General features: G+C 33.9%; 18 protein-coding genes. 8 read left to right on the plus strand and 10 right to left on the minus strand.

Going from position 1 to position 13,882, the window contains the following annotated elements; genetic code table 11:
• Positions 1 to 273: 273 nt before the first annotated feature.
• From IJ258_RS00540 to IJ258_RS00555, 4 genes are read right to left on the minus strand one after another with little or no spacing between them, the layout of a single operon-like run.
• Positions 274 to 477, minus strand: coding sequence for a hypothetical protein (locus IJ258_RS00540; protein WP_292801567.1), 204 nt, complete (start codon positions 475 to 477; stop codon positions 274 to 276).
• A gap of 1 nt (position 478) precedes the next feature.
• The gene (gene hmgA, locus IJ258_RS00545; RefSeq protein WP_292801569.1) at positions 479 to 1,681 is read right to left on the minus strand and encodes a hydroxymethylglutaryl-CoA reductase (NADPH); all 1,203 of its coding nucleotides are present in this window, start codon (positions 1,679 to 1,681) and stop codon (positions 479 to 481) included.
• On the minus strand, positions 1,682 to 2,545 hold the full coding sequence (sucD, locus tag IJ258_RS00550; protein WP_292801571.1) for a succinate--CoA ligase subunit alpha: 864 nt from the start codon (positions 2,543 to 2,545) through the stop codon (positions 1,682 to 1,684). It lies immediately after the preceding gene.
• An 11-nt stretch (positions 2,546 to 2,556) separates the two neighbouring features.
• Positions 2,557 to 3,282 carry a hypothetical protein gene (locus tag IJ258_RS00555; protein ID WP_292801573.1) on the minus strand — a complete coding sequence of 242 codons (726 nt, stop codon included), beginning with the start codon at positions 3,280 to 3,282 and terminating at the stop codon, positions 2,557 to 2,559.
• Positions 3,283 to 3,412: 130 nt separating this feature from the next.
• Between IJ258_RS00555 and aroD the strand changes: the two genes are divergently transcribed.
• Positions 3,413 to 4,090, plus strand: coding sequence for a type I 3-dehydroquinate dehydratase (gene aroD / locus IJ258_RS00560; protein ID WP_292801575.1), 678 nt, complete (start codon positions 3,413 to 3,415; stop codon positions 4,088 to 4,090).
• Between the two features lie 4 nt (positions 4,091 to 4,094).
• Positions 4,095 to 4,697 carry a S24 family peptidase gene (locus tag IJ258_RS00565; RefSeq protein ID WP_292801577.1) on the plus strand — a complete coding sequence of 201 codons (603 nt, stop codon included), beginning with the start codon at positions 4,095 to 4,097 and terminating at the stop codon, positions 4,695 to 4,697.
• Between the two features lie 81 nt (positions 4,698 to 4,778).
• On the opposite strand, the gene IJ258_RS00570 is transcribed toward IJ258_RS00565, so the two are convergent.
• Entirely contained in the window at positions 4,779 to 5,117 is a 339-nt protein-coding gene (locus IJ258_RS00570; protein WP_292801579.1) for a P-II family nitrogen regulator, read from the minus strand.
• Between the two features lie 13 nt (positions 5,118 to 5,130).
• Entirely contained in the window at positions 5,131 to 6,345 is a 1,215-nt protein-coding gene (locus IJ258_RS00575; RefSeq protein ID WP_292801581.1) for an ammonium transporter, read from the minus strand.
• Positions 6,346 to 6,603: 258 nt separating this feature from the next.
• On the opposite strand from IJ258_RS00575, the gene IJ258_RS00580 reads away from it, so the two are divergent.
• The 6 genes from IJ258_RS00580 to IJ258_RS00605 are packed head-to-tail and all read left to right on the plus strand — an operon-like array spanning position 6,604 to position 10,696.
• On the plus strand, positions 6,604 to 6,918 hold the full coding sequence (locus tag IJ258_RS00580; protein WP_292801583.1) for a hypothetical protein: 315 nt from the start codon (positions 6,604 to 6,606) through the stop codon (positions 6,916 to 6,918).
• Positions 6,919 to 6,922: 4 nt separating this feature from the next.
• Entirely contained in the window at positions 6,923 to 8,149 is a 1,227-nt protein-coding gene (locus tag IJ258_RS00585) for an HD domain-containing protein (protein WP_292801585.1), read from the plus strand.
• Positions 8,150 to 8,158: 9 nt separating this feature from the next.
• Complete coding sequence (locus IJ258_RS00590) at positions 8,159 to 8,707, plus strand: UbiX family flavin prenyltransferase (protein ID WP_292801587.1); 549 nt, start codon at positions 8,159 to 8,161, stop codon at positions 8,705 to 8,707.
• Positions 8,708 to 9,271, plus strand: a complete 564-nt coding sequence (cbiT, locus tag IJ258_RS00595) for a precorrin-6Y C5,15-methyltransferase (decarboxylating) subunit CbiT (RefSeq protein ID WP_292801589.1) — start codon at positions 8,708 to 8,710, stop codon at positions 9,269 to 9,271. It abuts the gene before it with no gap.
• A gap of 18 nt (positions 9,272 to 9,289) precedes the next feature.
• On the plus strand, positions 9,290 to 10,048 hold the full coding sequence (locus IJ258_RS00600) for a hypothetical protein (RefSeq protein ID WP_292801591.1): 759 nt from the start codon (positions 9,290 to 9,292) through the stop codon (positions 10,046 to 10,048).
• Positions 10,049 to 10,066: 18 nt separating this feature from the next.
• A complete protein-coding gene (locus tag IJ258_RS00605; RefSeq protein WP_292801593.1) occupies positions 10,067 to 10,696 on the plus strand; it encodes a molybdenum cofactor guanylyltransferase in 630 nt (209 codons plus the stop codon).
• Here IJ258_RS00605 and rrp42 read toward each other — a convergent pair.
• From rrp42 to IJ258_RS00625, 4 genes are read right to left on the minus strand one after another with little or no spacing between them, the layout of a single operon-like run.
• Entirely contained in the window at positions 10,693 to 11,478 is a 786-nt protein-coding gene (rrp42, locus tag IJ258_RS00610; protein ID WP_292801595.1) for an exosome complex protein Rrp42, read from the minus strand. The two genes, IJ258_RS00605 and rrp42, sit on opposite strands and share 4 nt — an antisense overlap.
• 11 nt (positions 11,479 to 11,489) lie before the next feature.
• Entirely contained in the window at positions 11,490 to 12,185 is a 696-nt protein-coding gene (rrp41, locus tag IJ258_RS00615; RefSeq protein WP_292801597.1) for an exosome complex exonuclease Rrp41, read from the minus strand.
• Between the two features lie 22 nt (positions 12,186 to 12,207).
• Positions 12,208 to 13,131, minus strand: coding sequence for an exosome complex RNA-binding protein Rrp4 (gene rrp4 / locus IJ258_RS00620; protein ID WP_292801599.1), 924 nt, complete (start codon positions 13,129 to 13,131; stop codon positions 12,208 to 12,210).
• A 21-nt stretch (positions 13,132 to 13,152) separates the two neighbouring features.
• On the minus strand, positions 13,153 to 13,854 hold the full coding sequence (locus tag IJ258_RS00625; protein WP_292801601.1) for a ribosome assembly factor SBDS: 702 nt from the start codon (positions 13,852 to 13,854) through the stop codon (positions 13,153 to 13,155).
• Positions 13,855 to 13,882 lie beyond the last annotated feature (28 nt).

A 13,882-nucleotide genomic window follows, 5' to 3' on the forward strand; every position in this document is an offset into this window, starting at 1 on the left:
AATAAACTTATCGAGTTGACTATGGAACTTAATTATGAGGGGTAGAAAAATAGTAATTTACATGTTGATGATTAGGTATTATTTTGGTTGATGATTAAAGTTGATGATTACATCCTTAAGTCAGATAAACTGATAATTTATAAGCATAGTCATTCAAAGAAAAAAAAATATTTTCAAAATAATTACTCAAACAGTAATCATTCAAAAAGATTAAAAAACAAAATTATATAAAAAATTGAAGTAATCATGCAAGTTTTCGCATGACTCCAAATACTATTCAAAATAAGCAATGAATTCATCAGACTCTTGTGTTTCACTAAATTCCTTAATGAAATCATTCAAATCTTTAATGAATTCTTCTTTTCTTTTATTTGAATCCTTGATTTGTGAATAGTCCTTTTTAACTGCTATTGTCATGATGATATCATCAGTTTCAAGAGTTAATTCAGGATACAGTTCATCTAAGAAATCATCCATTTTATCCTCTTCCGAGTTCCTGATGAGCTCTTGCAAGGTGTCCTGCAGCTAGTGCTCCAACAAGAGATAATTCTCCTGCTAAAACTGTGCATGCAACGATTTCTGCAAATTCACGTGCTTTTCCGGAACCTGCAACTCCAAGGATTTCCAATCCTTCATGAGCAACTTCCAAACTGGTTCCTCCACCGACAGTTGCTACAGGCAAATCCGGTAGGTTTACTGAGAAGTATAAATCACCATTTCTGTTTTCTGCTGTTGTGATACCTAGAGAACCTTCAGCAACATGTGCAGGATCCTGACCGGTTGCCAAGAATATTGCTGCAACCATGTTTGCATAATGAGCATTGAATGCCATTGATCCACTGGCTGCTGAACCTATTAGGTTTTTAGCAGTGTTTACTTCAACTATTGCTTCTGCAGTTGTTTTCAATTTCTTTTCAACTATTTCTTTTGGAACTAGAATGTCTGCTATAACGCTTTTTCCTCTTCCTTCAACAATGTTTATAGCAGCAGGTTTTTTGTCAACACAGACATTACCGCTTAATGCAATATGTGTTGCGGTGGTGTCTTGTGCTAGCTTGTCTAGGATTTTTTCAGAAGCTATAGTCACCATATTCATTCCCATACTGTCTCCTGTTGAGAATACGAATCTTGGATATACATAGCTTCCAACTATTAGGATAGGGTCTATTTTAATTAGTTTACCATGAGAAGTTGTGCTTTCTGCAATTTCTTTTAACTCATCGAAATTATCAATAAACCATTGTTTTATTTTTAAAGCATCACTTACACCTTCACATTTGATTGCCGGTGCACGAGTCATGATATCTGAGACTACTCTTGCATTGGCTCCTCCTGATGAGGTTATTGTTGATGCACCCCTATTGATTGATGCAACAAGTGCTCCTTCAGAGGTTGCCAAGGGAACAAATACTTCCCTTTGGCAGTACTCACCATTCACTTTTAATGGTCCTGCAATACCCATCGGCAACTGAAGAACACCGATTGAGTTTTCAATGTTTCTTCGAGAAGCCCTTTCCATGTCAAGAGTGTAATTTGCAATATTGGATAAACTCAAATCATATTTCTGTTCCAGAAATTCTCTTCTGATATCAGTCGCTTCCTTTGCTGAAACTTCCCTGTCCACTTGGTAAAGTTTCATTTCACCGTTTAATAATTTATCAATAATTTCCTGGTTTGACATCTACATTACCTTTTTAAGTAATTCTACAATTTCAGATGGTTTTTTAGCTACTTCCACACCAGCTTCATTTAAAGCTTTGGTTTTACTTGCAACAGTACCGGAATTTCCTTGAATGATTGCTCCAGCATGTCCCATTCTTTTACCTGGAGGTGCGGTTCTTCCTGCAATGTATGATACTACAGGTTTTGTCATTTCTTCTGCAATAAATTTACCTGCCCTTTCTTCTGCAGTTCCTCCAATTTCACCAATTAGAACAACAGCTTCAGTTTGATCATCCTTTTCAAACCTTTTCAAGATGTCAACATAATTATCACCAGTAACAGGATCTCCACCAATTCCTACTGCAGTACTTTGACCGATTCCAGCATTGGTTAGTTCACTTGCGATTTCATATGTTAATGTACCGCTTCTAGAAATTACACCAACATTTCCTTCAGAAAAGATATGGGTTGGCATGATACCTAGTTTACCGACACCAGGAGAAATAATTCCCGGAGTGTTCGGACCGATAATTGTAGTGCCCATTTCTTTAGCGTATGCCATGATTTTCATACTGTCGTGAACTGGAATGTGCTCAGATATAATGACAACCAAATCCAAGTGTCTGATTGCTTCAAATGCTGCATCTTTTGCAAATCTTGCAGGTACAAAAATGATTGAAGCATTGATATCTACCTCTTCAGTCGCTTCTTCCATGGAATTGAAAATTGGAACCTGGTCTAGGAATTTTTGACCTCCTTTTCCAGGTGTTAGACCTGCAACAATATTAGTATTATATTTTAACATTTGTTCTGTGTGGAATGAACCTTGCTTACCTGTTATTCCCTGAACTAAACATTTTGTATCCTCATTTAATAAAATCATTAATAAACCCCCTATCTTAATATTCTAGTTTTATTTTCAAATGGAACAGCTAAATCTATTACATTTCCATTCATAAAAGCAGTAGCTGAAAATATTACACTACCTGGCAATACATTACAAGTTGTTCCTCTTTTAACTAAATAAACATTCTTATTTCCAAGTGCAGCCCCAATCATTGCACCTGCAACAACACCCACTGATTCTATATTTTCTATTGTTGCAACTACTACCGGATCATCGGTTTCAGGTGAAACATATCCGACACCAGGTATCTTTCTTGTTTTCGGTTCAATGTAATCTGATACATCAGTACAGTTGGCCATTCCACGGGCCGCTTCAATTGCTGAGTTTGCAACATCAGCCACAAATGGTTCTCCACCATATGTATCAAAACCTAAAACAATTGCATCAGGAAATCTGTCTGGTCTTATGCTTGCCTCGGCATATGAAATTCCTTCCCCTGCATCATCAGGGTTGTCTGAAATTCCTGATAAATCTCCAATGTGTTCTGCACTCATTTTTAAAACATTAACTAGTCCTTCATTTACGGTTTCAAGCAAATCATCTTCTACAAATGCACTGACAACCACATCGTCACCTGTGACATTTGTTAAAGCTACACTTCTTGCACCTAATTCACTTACAGTTTGAAGGTTATTTTCAATAGTTTCTACTAGCTTAGAACTGCAAGATACATCATTTTTTGATATATCTGCACCTATAGCTGTAATTTTCAAATTAACACCTTGTATATAATTAATTAACAAATAAATAAAATTTTTAAATTTTATTGATATATAATATGTTCTTTAATTTATATAAATATTAAGAAACTTTAATTAATGACAATGATTAAATTATTAATTAATGTATTCACAAACAAAAATTGCAATTCCCATTTTTCAAGAAAATTGCAAAGATGTAATCACAGTAGCGAATGATTGTATAGATAAAGGTGCAGATGTTTTGGAGTTCAGAATAGATGCTTTAAAAAATCATGACATCGGCGAAATTAGAGATACAATCAAAGAGATTGATTTTCCAATGATTGCAACAAATAGAGTCTCTTCAGAAGGAGGTTCATTTAAGGGTTCTGAAGAAAAGCGTATAAACATATTATATCAATGCAGTGATATTGTGGATTATGTTGACATTGAGCTTCAAACTAAAGATGAATACATTGAATTAATTCAAAATACCAATGCTAAAACCATCATTTCATATCATGATTTTGATAAAACTCCTGATTTAAATGAGATAATGTATATTGTTGATAAGGAACATGAATTGGGAGATATTGCCAAAGTTGCTTTTATGCCACAAAATTTGGAGGATACTTTAACCATTTTAGCAGTTCTTTCTCATTGTAAAGATACTATTGCCATATCAATGGGCGATTTGGGAAGTTACACTCGTGTCATGGCTTCAAAATTTGATTCACCGATTACTTTTGCGGCAGGTACTGATGTGACTGCCCCCGGCCAAATTGACATTGAAACCATGAAAGCATTATTAAACATGGATTTGAATATTATGGACGAGTGAAATTATGGCTAAAAAGATTATTTTAGCTTTAATTATTATTATTTTAATTGTATTTTTAGGAATTGTTTTTTTGGGAAATGATTCAGTTGATATTTATATTGATGGTGAAAACGTAAGCGTTGAAACTACCACCTTTGCCGATATCGACAAGCACGGATTAAACGAGAAAATCTGTGATTACACATTGAATGTTATGAACGACACAACAACAGACATTTCATCTTATAAAAATAATGTTGGAAATCTTTGTCGAGAATACGGGCTGGAGGATGCTGAAATTAATCTTGATTCAAGCATTGGCTCCAATCAGATTCCGGTTATTATTTATGTTGATGGAACTTCCATGCTTCCAACCTTGCAAGATGGACAAACAGTTCTTTTAAATAAAACCCATAATGTTAATGTTGGAGATATTGTTGTTGCTGATAGTGACGAATATGGTGGAATAATAAAAAGAGTTGACCAAATAAATGGAAACAACATTCATTTAGTCAGTGACAATAAGGAAATATCATATGAATACATTAACGGTTATCTGTATGAAATTAAAGGGATTTCTACATGGGTTGATATTTCAGACATTAATGGTGTGGTAATCGATTATTAAAAAAATGGAAAATAATACTTAAAAAAGTACTATTTTCCGAAGGGAGATACCAAATAGTGTTATATGGTTTTAGGAGATGAACTACACAGCACCATCCCCTGATTCACCTGTTCTAATTCTTATAACATCATCAACAGGTTGGATGAATATTTTTCCGTCACCAATGTTGCCGGTATATGCTCCTTTTCTGATTGCTTCAACAAGCAAATCCAATCCCTCGTCTTTTACAACGACCTCCACACGTGTTTTTGGTATTAAATCTATACAGTAACTTGATCCCCTGTATGATTCTTTGATTCCTTGCTGACTTCCTCTTCCTTTAACTTCAGACACGGTCATTCCTTCGCATCCAACTTCCATTAATGCTTTTTTTACATCTTCAAATTTTTCCTGTCTGATAATCGCTATGATACGTTTCATACTTTAACCTCACTTAATTTAAGTTGTATGCTGATTCTTCGTGCAAGTGGCTGTCAAGTCCGCCAACTTCCTGATGGTCGTCTACTCTTATTCCGCCCATTGCTTTATCTAAAACTTTAGCAAGGATGAAACTTATTGTAAAGGAATATGCCAATGTTGCAACTACACTGATTAATTGTATCACAACCTGTTCAGGGTTTCCTGCAATTAAACCTGCAACTCCACCTATTGCTGGAACTGCAAATATTCCTGTTGCAATTGCTCCCCATATTCCAGACATTCCGTGAATTCCCCATACATCTAAAGCGTCGTCGTAGCCAAGTTTCGGTTTTAAGTAGTAGATTGCGAAGTATGATACGAATGGTGCCACTGCTCCAATTACTAATGCTCCTGGAACATCAACAAATCCTGCTGCCGGAGTGATTGCAACAAGTCCTGCCACTGCTCCGGAAATTGCACCAAGCACTGTCGGTTTTCCTACTACATAAGTATCAAGGCAACACCATACAATCAATGCTATTGCAGCTGCAACATTTGATACAATTATTGCATTTGCTGCCAGTCCATCTGCAGCAAGTCCTGATCCTCCATTGAATCCCATCCATCCAAACCATAGCAATGCTGCTCCTAAAACTGCATAACCTAGGTTGTGTGGAATCAAAGAGGTGTCTTTTCTTTTACCTAACACAATTGCAACAGCCAATGCAGCTACACCAGAGTTCATGTGAACTACTGCTCCTCCAGCGAAGTCCAGTGCGCCCATTTGCATCAGCCATCCTCCTCCCCATACCCAGTGGGCAATAGGGATGTATACTAAACAAGCCCAAATTGGGACAAAAATTACCCATGCTTTGGTTTTCATTCTTCCAACCAATGCTCCAGATACAAGTGCTACAGTTAATCCTGCAAATGCACATTGAAACATTACAAATAATAAGGTCGGAATTGTTCCATTTAAATCATCAAGCCCAATTCCCTGTAAAAAGAAATTGGTTGGTGATCCTATTAAACCGTTAATATCGCTTCCAAATGCAAACTGATATCCGAATATTACCCAGATTACACTTACAATTGAAAATGCGATGAATGTTAGAAATATTGTATTTAATACATTTTTACGTTTACTTAGTCCTCCATAGAAAAATGCAACAGCAGGAATACTCATTAATAGTACAAGTAAACTACAAATTAATATCCATGCTGTGTCTCCTGCGCTAAACATAACCATTTTATCGTTCTCTTGATTTTTGAATTATTTGTTAAATTAATATTATCACCAACACTAGTCGGCAATATACTGTCGGAAGTATACTTCCGATATATAATGATTGAATCTCATCACATATAAACATTTTGTTTAATTGTCCAAGAAATTTTCAAAAATAAATAAAAAGTCTAATTTTAGCAAAGCATTAAATAATAGCTTTTAAAAAAAATAATAATAGTATAGTTTAATTTTATAATTAAAAATAGTAAAAGTGTTATTATGAGAGGTTCAATAAAAGCAAATTTAATAGTATTTTTAATAATTGCTGTTATTGCATTTTGTATTAGCTCAACTGTCGCATCATTTACAATCCATGATGATTACGACTCATATAAATTATTACAGCTTGAAAATGATAGCTTTGAACCTGCCCACATAGATTATGTACCAACAATTATTCCAAAAAATGATACAAATACCACTACAAACACTACAGCAGATGACATAACCTATGACACAAACGACACCGACGATACAACAGATTCGTGGAATGAAACTGACGAAGAATTGGAAGAAGATTACAAGGAAGACTGATAAAATGAGTGAAAAAAAGAAATTTATCAGAGACAGTGTCTATGGAGATATTAGCTTAAACAATTTTGAAGTAAAAATAATGGACATGCCCCAATTTCAACGTTTGAGACGAATTAAACAGCTCGGATTGATAAGTTTAATTTATCCCGGTGCAACACATACAAGATTTGAACACTGCGTTGGAACAATGAACCTGGGATCAAAACTAGCTGAAGAACTCGAATTATCCAAAGATGAAGTTGAACTTATAAGAGCCTCAGCAATTCTTCATGATATTGGCCATGGACCATTTTCACATGTTTCAGAAGGAGTATTATCTGTTCCCCATGAAGAATTATCAAAATATGTGATAACTAAAACATCAATGAGAGATTTGCTTGAAGAAAAATTTGATGTTAACAAAATCGTTGACATCATCAATGGGAAAGGACACTTAGGACCAATCGTTTCAGGAGAACTTGATGTAGATAGGATGGATTATCTTTTAAGGGATTCACATAATACAGGAGTATCTTATGGAATTATAGATTATGAAAGAATCATTTCAAATTTAAAATTAAGCGACGGATTAATTTTAGATATAAAAGGTGTTCAAGCAGCAGAGGGAGCATTAGTTTCAAGATATTTCATGTATCCAAGCGTATACCAACATCATACAACAAGAATAGTAAATACAATGTTTAGAAGAGCCTTAAAAAAAACAATTGATGACGGCATAATTGAAGAACGTGAAATATACAAATATGATGATTCAGACATTATAGCAACATTCAGACATTGTGAAAATGAATATGCAAATGACATTATGCACAGACTGGACAACAGAATCATTCCAAAAAGGGTAAAAACAATCAGATTGGATAATTTTAAATTCCCTGAAAAAATGTATAAAATCAAAGCGTCCGAGCTTAGAAAAGCTGAAGAAGAAATAAGTGAAGACTATGAAATTGATAAAGATTATGTATTCGTAAATATCGCCGAATATCCTCGTTTTGATGAAATGAAAACTCAGGTAAGTGTTGATGGAAAATTATTCCCATTAACAGAAATCTCAAACATAATCGGTGCATTAAGTAAAGCAAGATTCAATATACCAGACATCAGCGTTTATGTTGCAGAAGAAGAAAAATCCAAGTTCGAGAAATTCAAACTGGAAAATTACATCGATTTACCTGAAATTGACCGTGAAAAATTCCATGGAATTCACTATGACCAAATCAAATTATTTTAGGAGAAAAATATGATAGTTGTTGGAATTACAGGAGCAAGTGGAGTAATATATGGAATAAGACTTCTTGAAGCTCTAAATGAATTGAAAATTGAGAATAGCTTAGTAATAAGTGATGCTGCAAAAATTGTTATTGAATCAGAAACCGAATACAAAGTTAATGATGTAATTGAACTGGCAGACACATATTATAATTTCAATGACTTGACTGCTTCTATAAACAGCGGATCATTTAAAGCAGATGGTCTTGTAATAGCGCCATGCTCCATGAAAACATTATCATCAATAGCCAATGGCTATGGTGCAAATACAATAACAAGAGTTGCTGATGTGAGTTTAAAAGAGCGCAGACCTACTGTCATTGTACCGCGTGAAACTCCACTGAGAAGCATTCACTTACAAAATATGCTAACATTATCACAAGAAGGAGCTATAATATTGCCTGCAATGCCTGGTTTTTACTCAACACACGATACCGTTGACGACCAGATTAATTTTATTGTGGGAAAGATTTTAGATTCCTTAAAAATTGAGAATAATCTATTTAAAAGGTGGGAGTAAATGTTAGAAGATAAGGATTTTATTAAATCCTGTGATGTTCCAGGACCTACAAAAGAAGCCATAAGAGCAATAATTTTATATAAATCTGATGTGTCATCAGAAGACAAGGTTGTTGATTGTGGCTGCGGAACAGGTGGAATTACTTGCGAATTTGCTCAAAGAGCTCGCGAGGTAATATCCATTGACACCAACCCTGAAGCAATTGATATAACTTCAAAAAATCTTAAGAAGTTTGGTCTTGGAGATAATGTCACATTGATTAATGATGATGGGGCAAATGCCCTAAAAGAAATTGATGATATTGACATTGCCATTGTTGGGGGCAGTGGCAGACAACTCGAGAATATCTTAGAGATTGTTGATGAAAAATTAAATTCCAAAGGTAGAATCATAATTACAGCCATTTTGGTTGACACTAAAGTTGAAGCAGTGAATAAATTAAAAAATTTAGGATATAATCCCAAATTAATGGAAATTAATGCTTCAAACGGTAGAATTCTTGACAGAGGAATTCTAATGATTAGCGAAAACCCGATAGCTATTATTACTGCTAAAAAACGATAAAAATTCGGAGATTATAAAATGAGTAAACGTTTAAGTTGGAAAGTGAAATTTTCCATATTAATGGTTATTTTAATAATAATTATTTATGGATCTAATTATCTTGTTTTAGGTGATGCCGAACACATTATATCTTATATATGGACACATTTAGGATTTATTCCAGTAGATATATTGCTTGTTGCATTTTTACTTGATGAGATTATTGAAAGAAAAGAAAAAGAGGCAATGCTTGAAAAGTTAGATATGCTTATGAGTACATTCTTTTCAGAAGTTGGAAACGACCTGATTAATCAGTTAAGTACTGTGAATAAATATAAGGCCAGTACTGAAAACTTAAAATCCATTAAAAATTGGACTGAAGAAGACTTTGATAACAAATTAGCTGAGCTTAAAGGTTCTTCACTTGATTTTCAGGCAGAGCTTAGCATTGAAGAACGTGAAGAATTCTTAGAAAATTTAAGAACATTTCTTGAAAGTAAAAGAGAATTTATTATTAATCTGATAAATAATCCTAATTTACTTGAAAAAGAAGAATTTACTGGTTTAGTCAATGCAATACTTCACCTTGATGAAGAATTGGTACACAGAAGTGATTTGGCTTTGGTCAGCGATGCTGATTTTGGTCATTTGAATGGAGATATGCAAAGAGTTTATGATAAACTAGTGCATGAATGGGTTTATTATTTGAAATATCTATATAAACACTATCCATATATGATTGCATTAATCATACGTACCAATCCATTTGATGAAGATGCAGATGTTTATGTAAAATAAATTCTGGAGAGATTTAATATGAGTAATGAATATGATAACAATGAAAATATTAAATCTTGCATTATTTTATGTGGAGGTAAGAGTAGCAGAATGGGTCAGGACAAAGGGTCTATGATTATTCAAAATGAACCCATGATTAAACACATACTCTCCACTTTAAACAATCAGATAAATGAAGCTGTAATCGTATTAAACAATAAGGAAAGGATTGATAAATATTGCGATTTTATTGATCCTAAAGATTACACCTACAACATCACTTTTGTCGAGGACAAAATCAAAAACAAAGGCCCATTGCCTGGAATCATGACCGGACTTTCACAAATCACCAGCAATTATGCATTAATACTGCCATGTGACAGTCCATATGTTTCCAAAAAATATATAAATACTATTTTTAATGAAATTGAAGATAATTGCCAAGCTGTTGTTCCATACCACGACATTGAAAATAAACTGAAAACATCAGAACCACTACATTCCATCTATAATAAGAATATACTTTCTGAAATTGAAAGATTAATCAGTGAGGATACCCTGCACATTAAAGGATTAATTGAAAAAATAGATGCAAAATTTGTACTGATTGATAATAAAAAAATAGAAAAAAAAGAATTTAGAAATCTTAATCGTCCTGAAGACATTTAAAGATGTTCTACTAACTCTTTTGTTTTTGTTACTGCCAAATTAACAGCAAAAAGAATATCGTCTTTAGTTAATGGTTCTTTTCCACCTTTTTGCATTGAGCAGATGTGACCATCTTTTGTAACTCCAACATTTAAACGAGCACTAGCTACGCTTTCTTCGGATAATGTTGGGTCAATAACCATTTTATCACCAATTTTAACAAAAGTACATAAAGCTAATTCATTATTAATTGGTAAGTCAAAGGTTTCATCTTCACTAATGACAACTTCCTCATCAACGATAGTTGCAACAGGCAATTTAGTAGTTTTAAGTGCAGCCATAACAGCCAATTCACATGCGTCAAAAAGGTTTCCGCAGTTATCGATAATATGCAAATCAATGAATAACATCCAAACGTGTTTTCCTTCTTCGACACATAACTTGTCTAATTCCACCAATTCACTTTCACGAATACCTCTGTCAACTACACGTGCAAGTTCAATTGAATCATCGCTAGGTGGTCCTGGTTCAAAAGTAGGATCAGCCATCGGTAACATTTCACAATTAGTCATTAAAACTCCTAAATCAGGAGTGTCTGGAAATGGGCTTCCAAGTTGTGGTTTAATACCAACAATAACTTGAGTTCCACCAATTTTTACACGAGCAGAACCTTCAGCTTTGGAAATAACATTAGTTTCAATAGAAATGTCCCTATATTCATCAAGTGCCCTGCCATCTTCTCTTTTATCATTGCTGACAAGGTTTTCAATACTTTTTCTTGTAATTTCTGGTACTATCTCCATATTTCCACCCACTATTCAATTGAATATTTTTTCATTAAAGCTTCTTTTTGAATCTCGTTTACTTTACGACATCCTTCCATAGCTAAATCAATTGCTTTTGCAAATTCTTCTTCAGTTAAATCTCCATCACTTTGCAGTAATGTGATTTCACCAGTTCTTGGCATCATAGCTATTGGAACATCAGCTTGTCCTTCCTTATCTTCTTTTTCTGATAAATCAAGGACGATTTCATCATAAACTTTACCTGCAGCACAACCTACTACAATATCTTTCATAGGGATTCCTGCATCAACCAATGCAACAGAAGCTGCTGTAATACCAGCACAACGGGTTCCTCCTTCAGCTTCTATTACTTCTATATAAATATCAATCATTGACCTAGGATAATTTTCTAACATTAATGCTGGTCTTAAAGCATCAGCAGTGATTTTAGAAATTTCAGATGACCTTCTGTCTGGTCCAGGTCTTTTTCTGTCATCGACTGAAAAAGGAGCCATATTATATCTGCATCTGATAACTCCAGTATTTGGTTCAAGCAATCTTCTAATGTATGATTCTCTAGGACCGTAAACAGCCACTAATATTTTATTTCCACCAACTTCCAAGTAAGCTGAACCATCTGCACGTTCAAGAACACCTGCTTCAATTTTAATAGGACGTAATTCATCAAATTTCCTACCATCATCTCTTATTAAATCTGACATCATATCAACCTCTAATTTTGAAGAATCATTTATTATTTAATATGAAAGAATTATTGGAGTTATCACTATATGATAATGAACCATCTTTGCTTTTATTTTTTCTTTTGAATTCTTCTATAACTTCACCAATATCTGGTTTTTCTTTTTTCTCATTTTCTTCTTCTGCTGCTTTTTCTTCAGCTTCTTTTTCTTCTTGTTCTAATTCTTCTTTAAAATTTTGAAGTTTAGGTTTTTCTAAAACAAATTCCTCTTCTTCTTCAACCTCTTCAGGTGGCAATTCACCATCAATAGCTAAGTATAATTTGTTTTTAATTTTATTTGTTAAACCAGAAGTATGAGCTTCAGCTTCAATTAAATGAATTATGTCACGGGTAAGTTGTTCCATATCTTCGTTTCCTTTAACCCAAACAAGACCGTTTTGACCAACGACAATTTTACATTTTGTTTTGTCTTTAATCATGTTGATCATTGAACCTTTTTTACCGATTAATCTAGGAACCTTGGTTGGAGCAATATCTACAATTATTCCTCCCTTGAATTTACCCATTCCTCTACCTTTTAAACCGAGTTTTGCCTTTTTGATTTCATCAACATCGACAACTCTTAAAAATAGCACATCCCCAACATCATATACTTTGTTGAGTTCTTTTTTCTCACGACCAAACACTTCAAAAGCAGGTAAAATTCCAGAATATGGTGAATTAATGTCAACATCCCACATTGAGAATCTGACATCCTTAATTTTTCCAATTACAACATCTCCTTTTTTAGGAACATATTTGCTTTTTAAAGGAATAACTCTGATTTTTTTATTCCTTAAAGAAACACGTCCCAGTAAAGAAGAACAAACTTTACCATTCTCTTTAAAGGTACCTCTTCCTGAATAGTATTCGTCATCGGCCAATATTTGACCTGGAATAACTAAATCTTTATTTTCCACATGTATCATAATAATCCCATAAAAATGAATTTATTTAAGAGTTCTAGTTTCTGCTTCTCCACCTGAAATTTCAGCCATTTTAGCAGCAAATGAATTTTGAAGCCCTCCAGGCATTTCAATAATTCCAATCCATGAACCGTCTTGTTGCCATTCTTCATTAATTATTTCTCCAAATCCATGAATTACATTATAAGCACTTCCGGCTGCAGAGCCTGGAAGTCTAACAGCTACTTTTACTTTTTCAAAACGGATTGGAATAAGTGGCTTAATGGCTTTCAGTGCTGATTGGACCTGTTGGTCAACTGATGTGAACGGATCAAATTTTACTTTAGCCTCATCACATGCATTTTCAATTCTTTGAACTGGGTGAGGCAGTCCATTTTGAGGATTTATTGCTTCTTTCGCAATTTTATTTATAACAAGTTTTCTTTTATCCTCTTGCATCTTTCTTTTTTGATCAGCAGTTAATTGGACAGTTCCTTTTTCAAGTATAATTTTAGAAACTTCAATAGGATCAGTAGTTTCAAAAATTTTATTCATAGCTTCATCAGAAGCTTTATCTCCTTTTTTAGAGTCTTTAAAAATTTCTTCAACAGCTAAAAGATCTTCGATGGCAACATCTGGACCATCAGGATTTCGAAAATCTGCTGCCAAATCAGGGTCAACCAATATTTCAAAGTGTTCTCCCATGTACTCATATTTAGCAATTATAGCTTCATCAACATTTACCATCAAAGCATCTCCTAACTAACTAATTAGA

Origin of the sequence: Methanobrevibacter sp. (assembly GCF_017468685.1) — an archaeon.
Classification (GTDB): Archaea; Methanobacteriota; Methanobacteria; order Methanobacteriales; family Methanobacteriaceae; genus Methanocatella.